The 15,040-nt window shown below is 70.3% G+C and carries 13 protein-coding genes and 2 tRNA genes; 9 read left to right on the top strand and 6 right to left on the bottom strand.

Going from position 1 to position 15,040, the window contains the following annotated elements:
* Window positions 1-63: 63 nt before the first annotated feature.
* Both C6361_RS30320 and C6361_RS30315 read right to left on the bottom strand, forming a co-directional pair.
* A complete protein-coding gene (locus C6361_RS30320; RefSeq protein ID WP_107269823.1) occupies window positions 64-2,979 on the bottom strand; it encodes a tetratricopeptide repeat protein in 2,916 nt (971 codons plus the stop codon).
* 189 nt (window positions 2,980-3,168) lie between these two features.
* Complete coding sequence (locus C6361_RS30315) at window positions 3,169-3,642, bottom strand: Lrp/AsnC family transcriptional regulator (RefSeq protein ID WP_107264561.1); 474 nt, start codon at window positions 3,640-3,642, stop codon at window positions 3,169-3,171.
* A gap of 112 nt (window positions 3,643-3,754) precedes the next feature.
* On the opposite strand from C6361_RS30315, the gene C6361_RS30310 reads away from it, so the two are divergent.
* The 3 genes from C6361_RS30310 (at window position 3,755) to C6361_RS30300 (ending at window position 6,736) form a co-directional block, all read left to right on the top strand.
* Complete coding sequence (locus C6361_RS30310; RefSeq protein ID WP_107269822.1) at window positions 3,755-5,158, top strand: APC family permease; 1,404 nt, start codon at window positions 3,755-3,757, stop codon at window positions 5,156-5,158.
* Window positions 5,151-5,732: a GNAT family N-acetyltransferase gene (locus tag C6361_RS30305; protein ID WP_107263401.1), complete on the top strand. Its 582-nt coding sequence runs from the start codon at window positions 5,151-5,153 to the stop codon at window positions 5,730-5,732. Before C6361_RS30310 ends, C6361_RS30305 begins: the two co-directional genes overlap by 8 nt.
* A 377-nt stretch (window positions 5,733-6,109) precedes the next feature.
* On the top strand, window positions 6,110-6,736 hold the full coding sequence (locus tag C6361_RS30300) for a class I SAM-dependent methyltransferase (protein WP_107269821.1): 627 nt from the start codon (window positions 6,110-6,112) through the stop codon (window positions 6,734-6,736).
* 1,297 nt (window positions 6,737-8,033) lie between these two features.
* Here the strand turns inward: C6361_RS30300 and C6361_RS30290 are convergent.
* A complete protein-coding gene (locus C6361_RS30290) occupies window positions 8,034-8,531 on the bottom strand; it encodes an NUDIX hydrolase (RefSeq protein WP_234359116.1) in 498 nt (165 codons plus the stop codon).
* An 84-nt stretch (window positions 8,532-8,615) separates the two neighbouring features.
* Between C6361_RS30290 and C6361_RS30285 the strand changes: the two genes are divergently transcribed.
* A complete protein-coding gene (locus C6361_RS30285) occupies window positions 8,616-9,176 on the top strand; it encodes an HD domain-containing protein (RefSeq protein ID WP_107271275.1) in 561 nt (186 codons plus the stop codon).
* On the opposite strand, the gene C6361_RS30280 is transcribed toward C6361_RS30285, so the two are convergent.
* On the bottom strand, window positions 9,173-9,640 hold the full coding sequence (locus C6361_RS30280; RefSeq protein WP_107263484.1) for an NUDIX hydrolase: 468 nt from the start codon (window positions 9,638-9,640) through the stop codon (window positions 9,173-9,175). The two genes, C6361_RS30285 and C6361_RS30280, sit on opposite strands and share 4 nt — an antisense overlap.
* A 2-nt stretch (window positions 9,641-9,642) precedes the next feature.
* Entirely contained in the window at window positions 9,643-10,401 is a 759-nt protein-coding gene (locus C6361_RS30275; RefSeq protein WP_107269819.1) for a helix-turn-helix transcriptional regulator, read from the bottom strand.
* A 650-nt stretch (window positions 10,402-11,051) separates the two neighbouring features.
* Between C6361_RS30275 and C6361_RS30265 the strand changes: the two genes are divergently transcribed.
* Window positions 11,052-11,294 carry a hypothetical protein gene (locus tag C6361_RS30265; RefSeq protein ID WP_107263485.1) on the top strand — a complete coding sequence of 81 codons (243 nt, stop codon included), beginning with the start codon at window positions 11,052-11,054 and terminating at the stop codon, window positions 11,292-11,294.
* A gap of 157 nt (window positions 11,295-11,451) precedes the next feature.
* Here C6361_RS30265 and C6361_RS30260 read toward each other — a convergent pair.
* Window positions 11,452-11,525 (bottom strand) — tRNA-Gly (locus C6361_RS30260).
* A gap of 247 nt (window positions 11,526-11,772) precedes the next feature.
* Between C6361_RS30260 and C6361_RS30255 the strand changes: the two genes are divergently transcribed.
* The 4 genes from C6361_RS30255 to C6361_RS30240 all read left to right on the top strand — a co-directional run bounded on the left by C6361_RS30255 (window position 11,773) and on the right by C6361_RS30240 (window position 14,926).
* Window positions 11,773-11,846, top strand: a tRNA-Pro gene (locus C6361_RS30255).
* Between the two features lie 193 nt (window positions 11,847-12,039).
* Window positions 12,040-13,392, top strand: a complete 1,353-nt coding sequence (gene tig / locus C6361_RS30250) for a trigger factor (protein ID WP_107263486.1) — start codon at window positions 12,040-12,042, stop codon at window positions 13,390-13,392.
* Between the two features lie 208 nt (window positions 13,393-13,600).
* The gene (locus C6361_RS30245; protein ID WP_107263487.1) at window positions 13,601-14,245 is read left to right on the top strand and encodes a ClpP family protease; all 645 of its coding nucleotides are present in this window, start codon (window positions 13,601-13,603) and stop codon (window positions 14,243-14,245) included.
* 12 nt (window positions 14,246-14,257) lie between these two features.
* Window positions 14,258-14,926 (top strand): ATP-dependent Clp protease proteolytic subunit, encoded by a 669-nt coding sequence (locus C6361_RS30240; protein WP_101367584.1) that lies wholly within the window; start codon window positions 14,258-14,260, stop codon window positions 14,924-14,926.
* The last annotated feature ends 114 nt before the right edge of the window (window positions 14,927-15,040 follow it).

Below are 15,040 nucleotides of genomic sequence, written 5' to 3'. Positions count from 1 at the left end.
TTCCGGGCCGGGCGGCGGATCCCGAGCCGGGACAGCACCGCTATCCATCCGGGACAGCGCGCGCTAACCGTCCAGGGCGGCGCCGGCCGTACCCGTCGGAAGCGCGCTCCGCACCCGGCCGGCCTCCCGGGCCGCGAGCAGGTGCCGGCGGACCCGGTCGGCGTCCGGATGGCCCATCTCGTCGTGCAGCAGCAGGGCCCGTTCCCAGGCCCGCACGGCGGCCCGGAGCTCACCGTTGCCGTGCAGCGCCTCGCCCAGGCAGGTCAGCGTCTCGGCGGCGCCGGCCCGGTCGCCGACCTCGGCGAAGAGATCGAGCGCCCGCCGGCAGCCGGCGACCGCTGCCGGGTACGCCCCGGCGGCGCATTCGAGATAGCCGAGGCTCTGCCAGTTGGTGGCGGCGCCGTGCCGGTTGCCGATCTCCTCGTTGAGCCGGAGCGCCTGCCGGCACAGCTCCCGGGCCTGGTCGTGGTCGCCGAGCCGGGTCAGCATGCAGGCGATGTTGTTCAACGCCCGGGCCTGCCCGGTCAGGTGGCCGGCCTCCCGATAGAGGTCGAGCGAGCGTCGGTCGTGACGGAGCGCCTCCAGGTCACGACCCTGCTGTTCGAGGATCCGCGCGAGGTTCACCCGGGTCTGCGCCTGGTTGGCCCGGTCGCCGACCGCGACGAAGAGCCGGGCCGCCTCGGCGAGGTGGGTCCGGGCCTGGTCGAGGCGGCCGAGCTGGGTCTGTGCCCGGCCGAGATTCCGGTGTACGTGCGCCTGCGCCGCCTCGTCGCCGATCCGGCCCGCCGCCTCCAGGGCGGTACGCTGCACGGCGACCTGGTCGTGCCAGTACCCGCTGAGGTTGAAGAAGCTGGTCAGGCTCCAGGCCAGCTCCCAGCAGTGCCGGTCGAAGCCGGTCCGGCCGGCCCAGTCGACCAGGGCGTGCAGCGTCCGGTGCTCGGCGTGCAGCCAGGCTCTCGCCCCGGCCTGGTCGGCGAAGGACTCGACTCCGGCCCCCGGCACCGGCTCGGCGAGCACGATCGGGTCCCGGTGCGGATAGAGCAGCCGGTCGGCCGCGTACGCGGTGTGCAGATAGTGGTCGAGCAGCCGGTTCGCCGCCGTACGCCGGTCGGTGCCGGTCTCCTCCGCCTCGGCCCGCTCGGCGGCGTACGCCCGCAGCAGGTCGTGTCGGGCGTACCGCCCCGGCGACCGCTCGTCGAGCAGGTGTGCCTGGGCCAGCTCGGTCAGTGGCCGGCGGGCCGCCGCCACCGGCAGGCCGGCGAGGCTGGCCACGGCCGGGCCGGTCAACTCGGCTCCGGGGTGGAGTCCGACCAGCCGGAACACCTGGGCGGCGGTGGGACTCAGCGCCCGGTAGGACCAGGAGAAGACCGCCCGGACGTCCGCCGCCGGGTCGCCGCCGTCGAACGGGTCGAGGCTGTCGCCGGCGGTCCGCAGCTCGGCGGCCAGGTCGGTGAGGCGGAAGCTCCGGTAGGCGGCGGCACGGGCGGCCACCACGGCCAGCGCCAGTGGCAGCCGCGCGCACCGGGCCGCGATCTCGGCCACGGCGGCCGGCTCCTCGGCCACCCGGTCGGTGCCGAGGCGCCGGGCCAGGAAGTGCCGGGCCTCGGCCGGGCTGAACAGGTCGACGCCGACCGGCCGGGCACCGTCGACCGCGACCAGGCCGGCGAGCCGGTTCCGGCTGGTCACCACGGTGGCGCAGCCGGGTGCGCCGGGCAGCAGCGGGCGTACCTGCGCGGCGTCGCGGGCGTTGTCGAGGACGACCAGGATCCGCCGCCCGGCGACGAGGCTGCGGTAGAGCGCGGTCTGCGCGGCGAGCCCCACCGGTACCCGCCGGGCGGCGATCCCGAACGCGTCGAGAAAGCCGCGTACCGCCTCCTCGGGGGCGACCACCACGCCGTCCGGGTCGAAGCCGCGCAGGTTGACGTAGAGCTGCCCGTCGGGGAAGTGGTCGGCGTTGCGGTGTGCCCAGTACAGCGTCAGGGCGCTCTTGCCCACCCCGGCCGAACCGGAGACCACGGCGGTGGCGCCGGTACCCGAGGGCGGGTCGAGGAGCCCGTCCAGTTCGGTCAGTTCGTACTCCCGGCCGGTGAACGCGACCGGCGGCGCCGGCAGTTGTCGCGGCACCGACGGCGACGCGGTGGTGGCGGTGCCGGCCGGGGGCCGCTCCGGGGCCGGCGCGGGCGGGCCGTCCAGCGTCGGGTCGTTGGTCAGGATCTGCCGGTGCAGTCGGCGCAGCGCCGGGGCCGGGTCCATGCCCAGTTCCCCGGCCAGCCGGGACCGGACCTCCTGGTAGTGCCGGAGCGCGTCGGCCTGCCGGCCGCAGCGGTAGAGCGCGGTCATCACCTGCCCGGCGATCCGCTCGTCGAACGGGTACCCAGCGGCGCGGGCGGCCAGTTCGCCGAGGAGTTCGGCATGCCGGCCGGCGGCGAGGGCGAGATCGGCCAGGTCGAGTTCGGCGGCCAGCCGCTCGGCGGCGAGCGTGGTCCGGAGCCCGGCCAGCCAGGGCGTGTCGAGGGTGCCGAAGGGCTCGCCCCGGCAGAGCGACAGCGCCGCTTCGAGCAGTGCCGCCGGGGTCTCGCCGTCGATCCGCGGTGTTGACGGGGCTTCGCCGCCGGTGTCGAGGCTCTCGGGACGGGCGAGGGAGCGGGCCCGGGCGAGCAGCCGGCGGAACCGGTGCAGGTCGACCGCGTCCGGCTGCACCGTCAGCAGGTACCCGTCCGACCGGTGGGTGATGGCGAGCCCGCCGCTGCCGCCGAGCAGGGTACGCAGCCGGGAGACGTACCCGGCCAGCGCGTTGCGGGCGTGCCGGGGCCGGTGCTCGCCCCAGACCCGGTCCAGCAGCCGGTCGGCCGGGACGATCCGGTTGGCGTCGACCAGCAGCGCCGCCAGTACGCAGCGCTGCCGCGCGTGCCCGAGATCGAGCGGCCGCCCGTCGACCAGGGCCCGCACCTCGCCGAAGAGCAACAGCTCCACCGCCATCGCCGGCCGTACCTCCTGACCCGGGTCACGTTCGGTGACGCCGTGACAGCAGGATGCCGCACCGTACCGGTGCCGAGCAGCCTATTTCGCGACTGCCGGGCGGTCCCCGGCCGCGCTGGCTCGGTCAGCGGAGGTGGAGGTTGAGTCAGCGGAGGTTGGCTCAGCGGAGTTGGGTCAGCGGAGGTTGGGTCAGCGGAGTTGGCTCAGCGGCAGGGGTCCACGGGTCTTCACCGTGCGGATGGCGAAGGTGCTGCGGGCGTCCACGATCGCCGGGATGACCAGGATCTGGTCGATCAGCAGCCGCTCGTACGCGGCGAGGTTGGCCACCGCCGCCTCCACCAGGAAGTCGGCGGAGCCGGAGATCACGTGACAGGCGACGACCTCGGGGATGCCGCTCAGCACCGACTCGATCCGGGCCGCCGTCTCCCGGGAGTGCTGCCCGACCTTCAGCTCGATGAAGACCGTCAGGTCCAGCCCGAGCCGGGCCCGGTCCAGCTCGGCCCGGTAGCCGGCGATCAACCCGTCCTGTTCGAGGGCGCGTACCCGACGCAGGCAGGCCGACGGCGAGAGCGCGACCGCCTCGGCGAGGTCGACGTTGGCGATCCGCCCGTCGGTCTGGAGGCGGTCGAGGATCGCCCGGTCCGTGGAGTCGTACGAGGCCATCGGCACATGATGCGGCAACATCTGCATGTCACGCAACGATGTTGCGTAGCAGCGAGTCCAGGCGCGCACATTTGCCATCGTATGCCTCGGGTACGCTGCAAGACTCCATGGCATGACCAGCGTGACGAGCCTGACCGGCCAGCGTGCGGCCGTCGTACCCGATCTCGGTGTGCTGCGCGGAGCCGCGCTCTACGTCGGAGCCCTGCTCGGGCCGGGCCTGCTGCTGTTGCCCGGCCTGGCGGTGACCCGGGCCGGACCGGCGTCGATCCTGGCCTGGGCCGGCCTGCTGGTCGCGTCCGGCCTCTTCGCGGTCGTCTTCGCCGCCCTCGGCGTGCGTCACCCGTCGGCCGGCGGAGTCCGGGCGTACGCGGAGGCGGGTCTCGGTCCCCGGGTCGGCCGGGCGGTCGCCTGGTGCTTCCTCGCCGGGGTGGTCACCGGTGCGCCGATCGTCTGTGTCACCTGCGGAAACTACGTCGCCGACCTGCTCGGCGGCGGCGTCGGGCTCGCCTGCGCCACCGCGGCCGTGCTGCTGCTCGGCACCCTCGGGGTGACGCTGCGCGGCGTCCGTACCTCGGCCACGGTGCAGTTCGGCCTGGTCGTGCTGCTCGTCACGATCGTCGTCGGCGCGGTCGCCGGGGCGGCACCGGCGAGCAGCACCGCCAACTGGACGCCGTTCGCGCCGCACGGCTGGGCGGCGATCGGCCCGGCGGCCTCGACCCTGATGCTCGCCTTCGTCGGCTGGGAGGCGATCGCACCGCTGACCAACCGGTTCGCCGAGCCCCGCCGGCAACTCCCGGTCGTCATCGGCATCGCCTTCGGCGTCACCACCGTGATCTACCTGGCGCTCGGCGCCGTCACCGTCGCCGCGCTCGGCCCGCAGGCGAGCACGTCGGTGCCGCTCGCCGCGCTGCTCACCCTCGCCGTCGGCCCGGCCGGGCAGACCGTGGCCGCCGTCGGCGCGGTGGTGCTCACCGTCGGCGCCGTCCTCGCGTACCTCTCCGGCGCCGGCAGCCTGGCCCGCTCGCTGGCGCCCGGCCGGGTCGCCCGGGACACGGTTCCACCGTGGCTGGTCGCCGCCCTCCTCGGCTCGGGCGCCCTGCTGATCGGGCTGCTCGGCAGTGGGATGATCAGCCTGGCCACCCTGGTCAACGTGCCGACGACGTTCTTCCTGGTCGTCTACCTCGGCTGCACCGCCGCCGCCTGTCGGGTGCTGGCGGGGCCGCTGCGGGCGGTCGCCGCCGTCGCCTTCGGCGCGGTCGTCGTGGTGCTGGCCTTCAGCGGGTACGCCCTGATTCCCGCCGCCTGCGTCACCGCACTGGCCCTGCTCGCCGCACGCCGGCCCGGCCGCCTTCGGCTCCGCCCGCGGGCCGATGCCTCTTCCTCGCGGGCCGATGTCTCTTCCCCGCAGGCCGGTGCCTCTTCCTCTTCCCCGGACGCCGGCGCCGGTCGGTCGGGGCTCGTGCCGGGTCAGCCCGGGTGCGACGGAGATCAGGAACGATACTGGGAGCATGTCTGAGCTGGCACTGCCGATCCGTACCGAGCGACTGCTGCTGCGGCAGTACCGTCCCGACGACGTGGACGCGCTGTACTCCTACTACAGCGACCCAGTGGTCGCCCGCTACATCCCGTGGGAGCCGTGGACGCGCGAGTTCGCGGCCGAGATGGTCGGCCGGCGGATCCACTACACCAGCATCACCGGGATCGAATCCCGGCTGGCGGTGGTGGTGGAGCACAAGGGCGAGGTGGTCGGCGACCTGATCCTGTGGCCGGCCGACGAGACGCTGTCCCGGGGCGAGATGGGCTGGGCCTTTCACCCGTCGGTCTCCGGCCGTGGCTTCGCCACCGAGGCGGTACGCGCGTTCCTCGGCGTCGCCTTCACACACTGCGGGATGCATCGGGTGATCGCACAGCTCAACGCGTTGAACGAGGCGTCGGCGCGGCTCTGCGAACGGGTCGGCATGGTCAGGGAAGCGCACCTGCGGCGGGACTACTGGACCAAGGGCACCTGGGCGGACAACCTGATCTACGGGCTGCTGGCGGAGGAGTGGGCCGGTCCCGGCGACCCGGTCGGCCGGGCGCGGCCACGGTAGCGCGGGCGGCTGGAGCGTTGCCGCCACCACCACCGTGGCCGGCGGCTGGTCAACCGGTCCGGGCGGCTTCGGCCACCACGAGGAACCTGTAGGTGGTGGTCGTCGAGCGGAGACCGGCGGCGGTGACGCTGCGGACGGTCAGGGAGTGGTACCGGGCGGCACGATCTCGTACGACCCGTTGCTGCGAACTAGCCACCACCCGGCCCACGAGCCCGGCTCAGGAGCGGGACGTGGAGCTGATGGCTGGCAACAGGCCGCCCGGGGCCGCCGACCGCGCCGTGAGACATGAGCAGGATCTCGCGCGGCGCTGTGATCCTAAGGAGCCCTGTGCCGATAAATGAGTCGGCAAGCGCCACCCGCACTCGTAGCGTCCGAGGATGGGCAGCAACGACGAGCGCGACTTGGTCCGACGCGGGTACGACGCACTCTCCTACCACTATCGATCGGACGATGCCGACGACGGTCAGTACGCCCCCTGGCTCGCGGGCCTGCATCGCCGCTTACCGGCGTCAGCAGCGGTCCTCGACCTCGGATGCGGGTGCGGCGTGCCGGTCGCCCGCTTCCTCGCCAACGCTGGGCACCACGTCACCGGCGTCGACATCAGCGACGTGCAGATCGAGCGGGCACGCCGCCTGGTACCGACCGGCACCTTCTTCCGTGACGACGCCACGCAACTCGACCTGCCACCGGGCTCGTTCGACGCCGTGGTCTGCCTCTACGCCCTCATCCACATGCCCCTGGCCGACCAACCCCGGCTCCTCAACAGCATCGCCACCTGGCTACGCCCCGGTGGCTGGCTGCTGACCACCGTCGGCAACAGCGCCTGGACCGGTACCGAGGACAACTGGCTCGACGGCTCCGCCACCATGTGGTGGAGCCACGCCGACGCCCCCACCTACCGGTCCTGGCTACAACAGGCGGGACTGACGATCACAGCCGAGGACTTCATCCCGGAAGGCGCCAGCGGACACGCCCTCTTCTGGGCGCAGCGCCTACAGAGCTGACCAGTCCCGCGACGCGCCGAGTCCGAAACCCCATCCACCTGATCATCGATTCGGTGTTCGGCGTAGATCGTGCGCCCCGGATCCTGGCTGTGATCGCCATACGGATGCGGCGGATGAGGCGCTCCGGTCCGTAGGTGTCCAAGTCCTCGGCGGCGACAAAACCGCCCCGGAAGGGAGACGGCGCTACTGGCCCGCGAATGGCCCGCAAGATCGATCAGAGCCGGAAACAGAACGGTCCAGGCTCGGCGAAACCACCGCTGACCTGGGCCGGAAGGACTGGAGCGGGCGACGGGAATCGAACCCGCACCGTCAGTTTGGAAGATCGTTTCCGCCTGCCCAGATCTGTCCGTTGTGCCTGGTCAACGGCGGGATGGCGATGACCGGTACTGCCCGCTGGTGACCGTCTACGGCATCGGCTTCTGGCACGTGGCTGGCACGCGCTCGACCTCAGGGCGACTGGCCGGCGTCGTACGGCTTCCCGCCCCGGCCTTCGGGCCGGGACGGCTTGCCGTGGCGCCGGTTCACCGTGCGCCTGGACCACGTACTCCGGTGGCAAGCCGCGAAGCGGCTCGGCAGTGATCGCCCTACGCTCGACGATGCCCCAGCAACCCGTGCGATCGTCACGGCATTGTCCGGTGGCATCCCCGGACAACGACCGACGCATTACGAGATCAAAACGGGCGGCCCGACAAGCTGCGCGGACGGCGGTCTACCAGCGTTTCTGCTTCTCCTCATCTCTCGCCGCTCTCCCGCCGTCAACCGGCCTCTTGCGGACCGCTCATGGCCGACGGGATTGCCCCTGCCATCTAGGCTGAGCGGCATGCGCTGGCCCGTGTACCTCGCCTATCTGTCGACTTTCGCCATCTTGACAGCGGCTGGGCTCTTCCTCAGCGACTGGCCTTGGTGGGCACTCGCCGTGGCCGGTGCAATCGCCATGCTTCCGGTGATAGTGATCGACCGAGTTCTCCCGGCTCGCCGGAACAGACGCCAGTCCAGCTAGTAGCCGCATGCATTGCCGCATCGCCCTGGTTTACCAGCTGCTTGAAAGCGGATTTCCTCGTCGGGCAGTCGTAGACCGTCCAGCCTCCCCGGACGGGGCCAAGGTGGAGTGCGCTACCGGACGAACGACCTTGACCCCGTCTGAAGAGGCTGGTAGCCCTTGTGGTGCCCGATGAGGTGATCTGCAGCGCATCTCGTGTCGTCATCCGGCGGCCCAAGGGGCTTCCCGCCCTCCGCGCGCTCAGGCGGCGGCGCGTGCGGCCGGTCAAGGGCCGCCTTGAAGACGTACAGAAACGTCTCACGGCTCGGGCAGGGTCTCAGGCTGCGGACCCGCCATCATTCCGTGTTCGGCATAGATCGTGCGCCCTCGGGTCCTGCCTGCGATCGCCGTACGGATGCGACGGATCAGGCGGTCTGGCCCGTAGTCGTCCAAGTCCTCGACGGCGACAAACCGCCACTCGGTGATTTCGCCGTCGGTGAAGGCGATGCGGCGTTGGCGGTCACCGTCGAAAGGGCCCGCGTCGAAGACGAAAAGGAGCTTGTCACCCTCGTTGGCAGCGGGCGCCCAGTCGATGACGAGGAGAGCGCCCACGTCAACTGTGAGACCAAGCTCCTCCTGAACCTCCCGCATGCAAGCGGCGCGGGGTGACTCGCCGAGCTGGACGTAGCCACCAGGGATCTCCCAGCCCTGCTTGTAGCTGGGGCGCACGAGGAGCACGCGGCCGGCGGCGTCAAAGAAGAGGGCGCCTGCGGCAACGCGTGGCGTTGCCATAGGTGGCTGCTGGGAGGCGGTCACTCCCGGCAGCGTAGATGTGCTTCCCACCGCCAGCACGCGCCACGCGGGTAGGGAGGCATGGAGCGGCTACGTAGGCTCCTTCACATGACCGCTGCTGTCGCTGCCGCTCGCTCCCTCGCCCGGCAGCGGCTAGAGGAGACGCTGCCTCGCCGGTGGCGACATGTCCAAGCCGTCGCAGCCAAAGCAGATGAAGCTGCTGGTGCGGTCCCGTCCTCGGATCGGGAAACCTTGATCGCTGCCGCGTGGCTTCACGACGTGGGCTACAGCCCGGGACTTGTGGATACCGGCTTCCACTCGCTGGACGGTGCCCGGTGGCTCCGGCGACAACAGGTTGACGAGCGCGTCACCGCACTGGTCGCCCATCACTCCTGTGCCTGGCTGGAGGCAGAGGAGCGCGGGCTCGGCCAGGCGTTGCGCGAGGAGTTCGAGCGGGAAGAAGGCCCGGTCACCGATGCTCTCTGCTACGCCGACATGACGACCGGTCCGGACGGGCAGAGCTTCGAGGTGCTGGAGCGGTTGGCGGAGATCTGCTCCCGTTACGGACCTGAGCATCTGGTGACCCGTTTCATCAATCGGGCCGAGCCGGAGATCGTGGCCGCAGTGCGGCGTACGGAGCAGCGGTTGGCCCGGAGGTCGCTGGCTTAACCGATGTAGGGATCGCGGCGATCGTAGCCGTGCTCGATCCGTAGTCGGATCGATGGGTGAATGGTCAGATCGTCCAGCTCGTCGCGTGCTACCCAGCGGACGGAAGGTGACTCGTCGCTGGTTGTCGGGCTGCCGTCTCGGTATTCGGCCCGGAAGCAGACGGAGAACTGCTGGCGTACCTGGCCGTCGGAGTACTCGACGACATGGTTGGGGTCGGAGTAGACGCCGACGATCCCGGTCACCTCCACGTCGATGCCGGTCTCCTCGTGCGTCTCCCGGACCGCCGTGTCGGCGATGTACTCACCGATCTCGTGGCCGCCGCCGGGGATGGACCACAGTCCGTTGTCGGCCCGCTGGATGAGCAGTACGCGGTCCTGGTCGTCCCGAACGAACACGGTGACGGCGACAACGATGCTGTTGGCCTTCGGCGCGTCTGGCTCGTGGTAGTGATCGGTCCTGGTCATGTCTAGGCTGTCACCTCTGCCGGCCAGGCCGGGCGTGCTGCGGCCTCCACCCGGTCGAAGCTGTCGGCGTACGTGTCGAACAGGTCGCCGCCGGAGAGCTTGCGGATGTGCAGCACCGGGGCGTGGGGGGCAGGGAAGCCGTAGACGTGGGTGTTGACCAGCATCTCGTCGTCAAAACGGTAGATCGAGTTGTAGAGCGTGGTGTGGTGGAAGCGCACCTGCGTGTTGGCGACGCCTCGTAGGTGGCGGTAATACCGCATGACCTGCTCGATCTTCGCTCTCATGACCCCGGCGGTTCCCTCCTCGACGCTCTTCAACGCAATCGCCTTCGCCTCAGGGTCGCCGAGCAGGACACGGACCTTCACTCCCTCAACCGCCTTGGTTTTCAGAAGGTGGACCAGCCTGGGCTCTTGCTCCACGAGGAACAGGCCGGCGTAGACCAGGATGCCGATCTGGCTGTCTGCGTTGCGGAGGAGCCTGCCCCAAAGGTCGGACGGTACTGCGGCACGCCGGGGGTAGACCTGTACAACCTCCGACTGAGCTATCCGGGTCGCCCTCTCCGACGAGACCGCGTTTGGCCACAGGTACGACTCACTCTCGCGGACCAGGGCCGCGATCGCGTGCCGGTGACGGGGGTACGGCGTCCGGTCCTGCGTCATCCATCGTTCGACGCTCTTCGGATCGACGCCCAGCTTCTCGGCGACGGCGACGGGAGTCAGCCCGTTGCGCAGAAGTACGTCACGTAGCCGGTCGTTCGGCATGCCCTGACCCTCGCCCTGGACAAGTGGGGACGGGTTCAAACTAGTCAAGACGTCCCAAGTTGTCCAACCGTGGGGTCGGAGCGTCTCCGTTTCTGATCGACCCTGTTGGCATCGGTCTTCCGACCTTCGAGCCGCTGTCACCTGGGAAGAGAGAGTCGATGTCACAAGGCGCCGGTGCCATCAGCGGTCGGTGGGAGTGGCACCGCTGTTCAGGCGAGCGGTGGCGCGGCCGTCGTCTCTGGACTGTGCGGGCTCGGGTCCGGTGACTGTTTCGTGAGCTGGGCGTCGGGGTGGGTGCCGGCGCCAGGCCGCACGGTCGACGTACGGCCGTCCGAATGCCCGCCCGCCTCGACGCCCGTCCAACGAGTGGGGAGGGATGGCGGGTGGTTCCAAGCCGGGTGACCTGTTGTTGCTGGATGGTCACGCGTCGGTCCAGTTCGCCGGAGGCCGGTCGATCCTGCTCCGAGTGACCGTGGTCTGTGGCCGTCCGACATACCACGGCTGGTGTTGGCTGACCGGCTACGTCCTCGATCAGCGCGGGCAGGCGCTCGACCGGCGCGACGTCTTCGTCCGCCTCGCCGGCCTCCGTCTGGCCGCTCCGGCTCGGCGTTCGGTCTCGGCGGGACGTCCGCCGGTAGCGAGGGGGCGTCGTGTTCGACCTTCGGGTGCGGCTCGGCGAGGTGATCCGGCTGTCCGCCGCCGACCGGCTCCGTCCGACAGAGGGCCCGGTGGTGCTGTGGGTGACCGGCGTACGGCTGGTGGCGAATCGGCCGGAGCAGGACGAGTGGGTGTGGCTGGAGGGCGTGAAGATCGGCTACGACGGTCGTTCCGGCGACCAGGCCCAGGTCCTCGTCCGTGCCTCCCGGCTGGCCACCGACCGATCCTCGCAGTGAGCCTCTACCTGTCGGGCCGGCGACCGGAGGGAGCCGCTTGCCGCGCAGGTGCTACTTGACCAGCCCGTCCCACACCAATGGCCCGCAAGATCGATCAGAGCCGGAAACAGAACGGCCCAGGCTCGGCGAAACTGCCGCTGACCTGGGCCGGAAGGACTGGAGCGGGCGACGGGAATCGAACCCGCACCGTCAGTTTGGAAGACTGAAGCTCTGCCATTGAGCTACGCCCGCGCTCGCCCCGATCATCTCGGGACGCGACGGATAGCCTAACGGGTCGCCCCGCCCCCTGGATACCGGCATCCCGCCGAGCGCCGCCCACCCCTCACCGACAGCCGCCCACCCCTCACCGACAGCCGGAACCGGAAGTGCCAGCACCCCGCGTACGCCAGGATCAAGCTGGATCGGGACGACACGGCGGTCCGGCACGGAGACCGGGCGGGCGCGACCCTGACCGGACGGCATACACTCTTCACCGCCACGGGGTGTGGCGCAGCTTGGTAGCGCACTCGCTTTGGGAGCGAGGGGCCGTGGGTTCAAATCCCGCCACCCCGACTGTCGCCCGCGGCTGTGGCTGCGGGGGAGAGCCTCGGTCGCGGGGCGGGTGAGCCTCGGCTGCGGGGTGAGTCCTACCACCCCGCGCCGTCAGCCGCCGCTGCCGGCTCGCCTACACTCGATGGGCTGAAGACCGGCGATGGGCTGAAGACCGGCCCAGAATTAAGATCGAGATCCGTCAAGGAGTACGCCTGTGAAGAGCACCGTCGAGACTCTGAGCCCGACGCGCGTGCGGCTCGCCATCGAGGTGCCGTTCGTCGAGCTCGAGCCGAGCCTCAAGAAGGCGTACCGGGAGATCGCCTCGCAGGTCAACGTCCCGGGCTTCCGGCGCGGCAAGGTGCCGGCCGCCGTGATCGACCAGCGGGTCGGCCGGGGCACGGTGCTGAACGAGGCCGTCCAGGACGCCATCCCGGAGAACATTCTCGCCGCGGTCCGCGAGCACGACGTGAAGACGCTGGGCCGGCCCGAGGTCGAGATCACCGAGTTCAACGACGGTGACTCGCTGAAGTTCACCGCCGAGGTCGACGTCCGGCCCGAGATCACGCTGCCCGACCTCTCCACGGTCGAGGTGACCGTCGACGAGCTCCAGATCGACGAGAGCGAGATCGACGCCCAGGTTGCCAGTCTGCGGGAGCGGTTCGCCACCCTCAAGACGGTCGAGCGGGCCGCCCAGGAGGGCGACTACGTGCAGATCGACCTGGCCGCGACCGTCGACGGCGAGGAGGTGCCGGGTGGCTCGGCCACCAACATCTCGCACGAGGTCGGCAGCAAGCAGCTCCTGCCGGGGCTGGACGAGGTGCTGGTCGGCCTCTCGGCCGGCGACTCGACCACCTTCCAGACCCAGCTCGTCGGCGGCGACTTCGCCGGCCGGGACGCCGACGTCGCTGTGACGGTCCGCACGGTCAAGGAGAAGGAACTTCCGCCGCTCGACGACGATTTTGCTCAGCTCGCCAGCGAGTTTGACACCCTCGACGAGCTGCGTGGCGACATCCGCGAGCGGGTGAGCCGGTCGAAGAAGATCGAGCAGATCTACGCCGCCCGGGACCGCGCCCTGGAGCAGATGGTGGCGGCCGCCGACGTGCCGGCTCCGGAGGGGGTCGTGCGCGAGGAGGTCGAGCACCGCAAGCAGGCCATGGTCGACCAGCTTGAGCGGATCGGCGCCTCCCTGGAGGAATACCTGACCTCCGAGGAGAAGACCGAGGAGCAGATCGACGCCGAGCTGAAGGACGCGGCCACCGAGGGAGTGAAGATCCAGCTGCTGCTGGACACCCTGGCCGACGCCGAGCAGGTCCAGGTCTCCGACGACGAGTTCGGGCACGAGATCGTGCACCGGGCGCAGCGCGCCGGGATGGCCCCTCAGCAGTACTACGACCAGCTCGTCCGCTCCGGCGCGGCCGGCGCGGTCTTCGGCGACGTCCGGCGCGGCAAGGCGCTGGCCATGGTGATGGAGCGGATCAAGATCACCGACTCGGCCGGCAACCCGATCAACATGGACGAGCTCCGCGCCGCGAGTGGCGAGGAGCACGACCACGACCACGAGCACTGAGCCGCGCGGGGTCGCGGACCGCCGGGCCCGGACGCTCCGCTCCGGGCCCGACCAACCAGAACCCCACCGGGTACGCCCCGGCGGTCAGCACGCCGCTGCCGTACCGCCGGCAACTGCGCTGTTAGCGAACAGTGCCCGGACCGGGACGTTACGACCCCGGCCAGCGGTTAATGTCGGGCGTAAGACGCACGGAGAGCGAAGGGCTGCCATGACTGGTTCAGACTTCTCAGCTATGCCCCTGCGGGTGACCGAAGCCCGCGGTGCGGACGCACTTGGTGGCAACCTCGACGACTCGGTCTACAACCGGCTGCTCAAGGAGCGGATCATCTTCCTTGGCAGCGAGGTGACCGACCAGGTCGCCAACCGCATCTGCGCACAGCTGCTGCTACTCGCCGCGGAGGACCCCGGCCGCGACATCAACCTGTGGATCAACTCGCCGGGTGGCTCGGTCTACTCCGGCATGGCGATCTACGACACCATGCAATTCATCGACAACGACGTCTCCACGGTCGCCATGGGCATGGCCGCCTCGATGGGCCAGCTCCTGCTCTGCGCCGGCACCAAGGGCAAGCGTTACGCCCTGCCACACGCGCGGATCATGATGCACCAGCCCTCCGGCGGCATGGGCGGTACGGCATCGGACATCGCCATCCAGGCGGAGCAGATGCTCTACACCAAGCGGATGTTCCAGGAGCGGGTGGCCCACCACACCGGCCAGGACCAGGCCCAGATCGAGGCCGACTCGGACCGGGACCGCTGGTTCACCGCCACCGAGGCCAAGGACTACGGCTTCATCGACAAGGTGATCACCGGAGCCGCGCAGGTTCCGGAAGGCGCCGGGACCCTGAGCTGAGGAGCGGAAACGATGACTGACCCGACCCTGCTTGCCGGTGGTGGCTTCCAGCCCGTGCACAACCGGTACGTCCTGCCCTCCTTCGTCGAGCGCACCTCGTACGGCGTCAAGGAGTCGAACCCCTACAACAAGCTCTTCGAGGACCGGATCATCTTCCTCGGCGTGCAGGTGGACGACGCGTCGGCCAACGACGTGATGGCCCAGCTGCTGACGCTGGAGGGCACCGACCCGGACCGCGACATCATCATGTACATCAACTCGCCCGGCGGCTCGTTCACCGCCATGACGGCGATCTACGACACGATGCAGTACGTCCGGCCGGACATCCAGACCGTCTGCCTCGGGCAGGCGGCCAGCGCCGCGGCCGTACTCCTCGCCGCCGGTACCCCCGGCAAGCGCATGGCGCTGCCGAACTCCCGGATCATCATCCACCAGCCGGCCACCGAGGGCGGCTACGGGCAGGGCTCGGACATCGAGATCCAGGCTCGGGAGATCCTCCGGATGCGTACCCAGCTCGAGGAGATGCTCTCCCGACACTCCAACCAGCCGATTGAACGAGTCCGTCGTGATATCGACCGTGACAAGTTCATGACTGCCGAGGAGTCTCGTGAGTACGGCCTGGTCGACACCATCCTGACCAGCCGAAAGAAGGGCCTGCTCGCGGCGAACGCCTCGAGCTGATCATCTTGGGTCAGAGGCCGGCCGGCCGGCTGTCCGGCGGCCGGCCTCTGACACACCCGTTTTGGGGGTCGGAGAAACCTCGCGCAGCGGGTAACGTCGGTTCTGCACCGCCCA

It is taken from the genome of Plantactinospora sp. BC1, from assembly GCF_003030345.1.
Taxonomy (GTDB): domain Bacteria; phylum Actinomycetota; class Actinomycetes; order Mycobacteriales; family Micromonosporaceae; genus Plantactinospora.
The sequence above is the reverse complement of the archived record's forward strand: the minus strand, read 5'-3'. Positions and strand labels throughout refer to the sequence as shown.

Bases quoted from the DNA above. Each gene is read 5' to 3' on its own strand.
- C6361_RS30305 (WP_107263401.1), top strand. From the start codon at position 5,151: ATGTCTGAGCTGGCACTGCCGATCCGTACCGAGCGACTGCTGCTGCGG.
- C6361_RS30245 (WP_107263487.1), top strand. From the start codon at position 13,601: ATGACTGGTTCAGACTTCTCAGCTATGCCCCTGCGGGTGACCGAAGCC.
- C6361_RS30300 (WP_107269821.1), top strand. From the start codon at position 6,110: ATGGGCAGCAACGACGAGCGCGACTTGGTCCGACGCGGGTACGACGCA.
- C6361_RS30315 (WP_107264561.1), bottom strand. From the start codon at position 3,642: ATGGCCTCGTACGACTCCACGGACCGGGCGATCCTCGACCGCCTCCAG.
- C6361_RS30310 (WP_107269822.1), top strand. From the start codon at position 3,755: ATGACCAGCGTGACGAGCCTGACCGGCCAGCGTGCGGCCGTCGTACCC.
- C6361_RS30285 (WP_107271275.1), top strand. From the start codon at position 8,616: ATGACCGCTGCTGTCGCTGCCGCTCGCTCCCTCGCCCGGCAGCGGCTA.
- C6361_RS30275 (WP_107269819.1), bottom strand. From the start codon at position 10,401: ATGCCGAACGACCGGCTACGTGACGTACTTCTGCGCAACGGGCTGACT.
- C6361_RS30320 (WP_107269823.1), bottom strand. From the start codon at position 2,979: ATGGCGGTGGAGCTGTTGCTCTTCGGCGAGGTGCGGGCCCTGGTCGAC.
- C6361_RS30240 (WP_101367584.1), top strand. From the start codon at position 14,258: ATGACTGACCCGACCCTGCTTGCCGGTGGTGGCTTCCAGCCCGTGCAC.
- C6361_RS30280 (WP_107263484.1), bottom strand. From the start codon at position 9,640: ATGACCAGGACCGATCACTACCACGAGCCAGACGCGCCGAAGGCCAAC.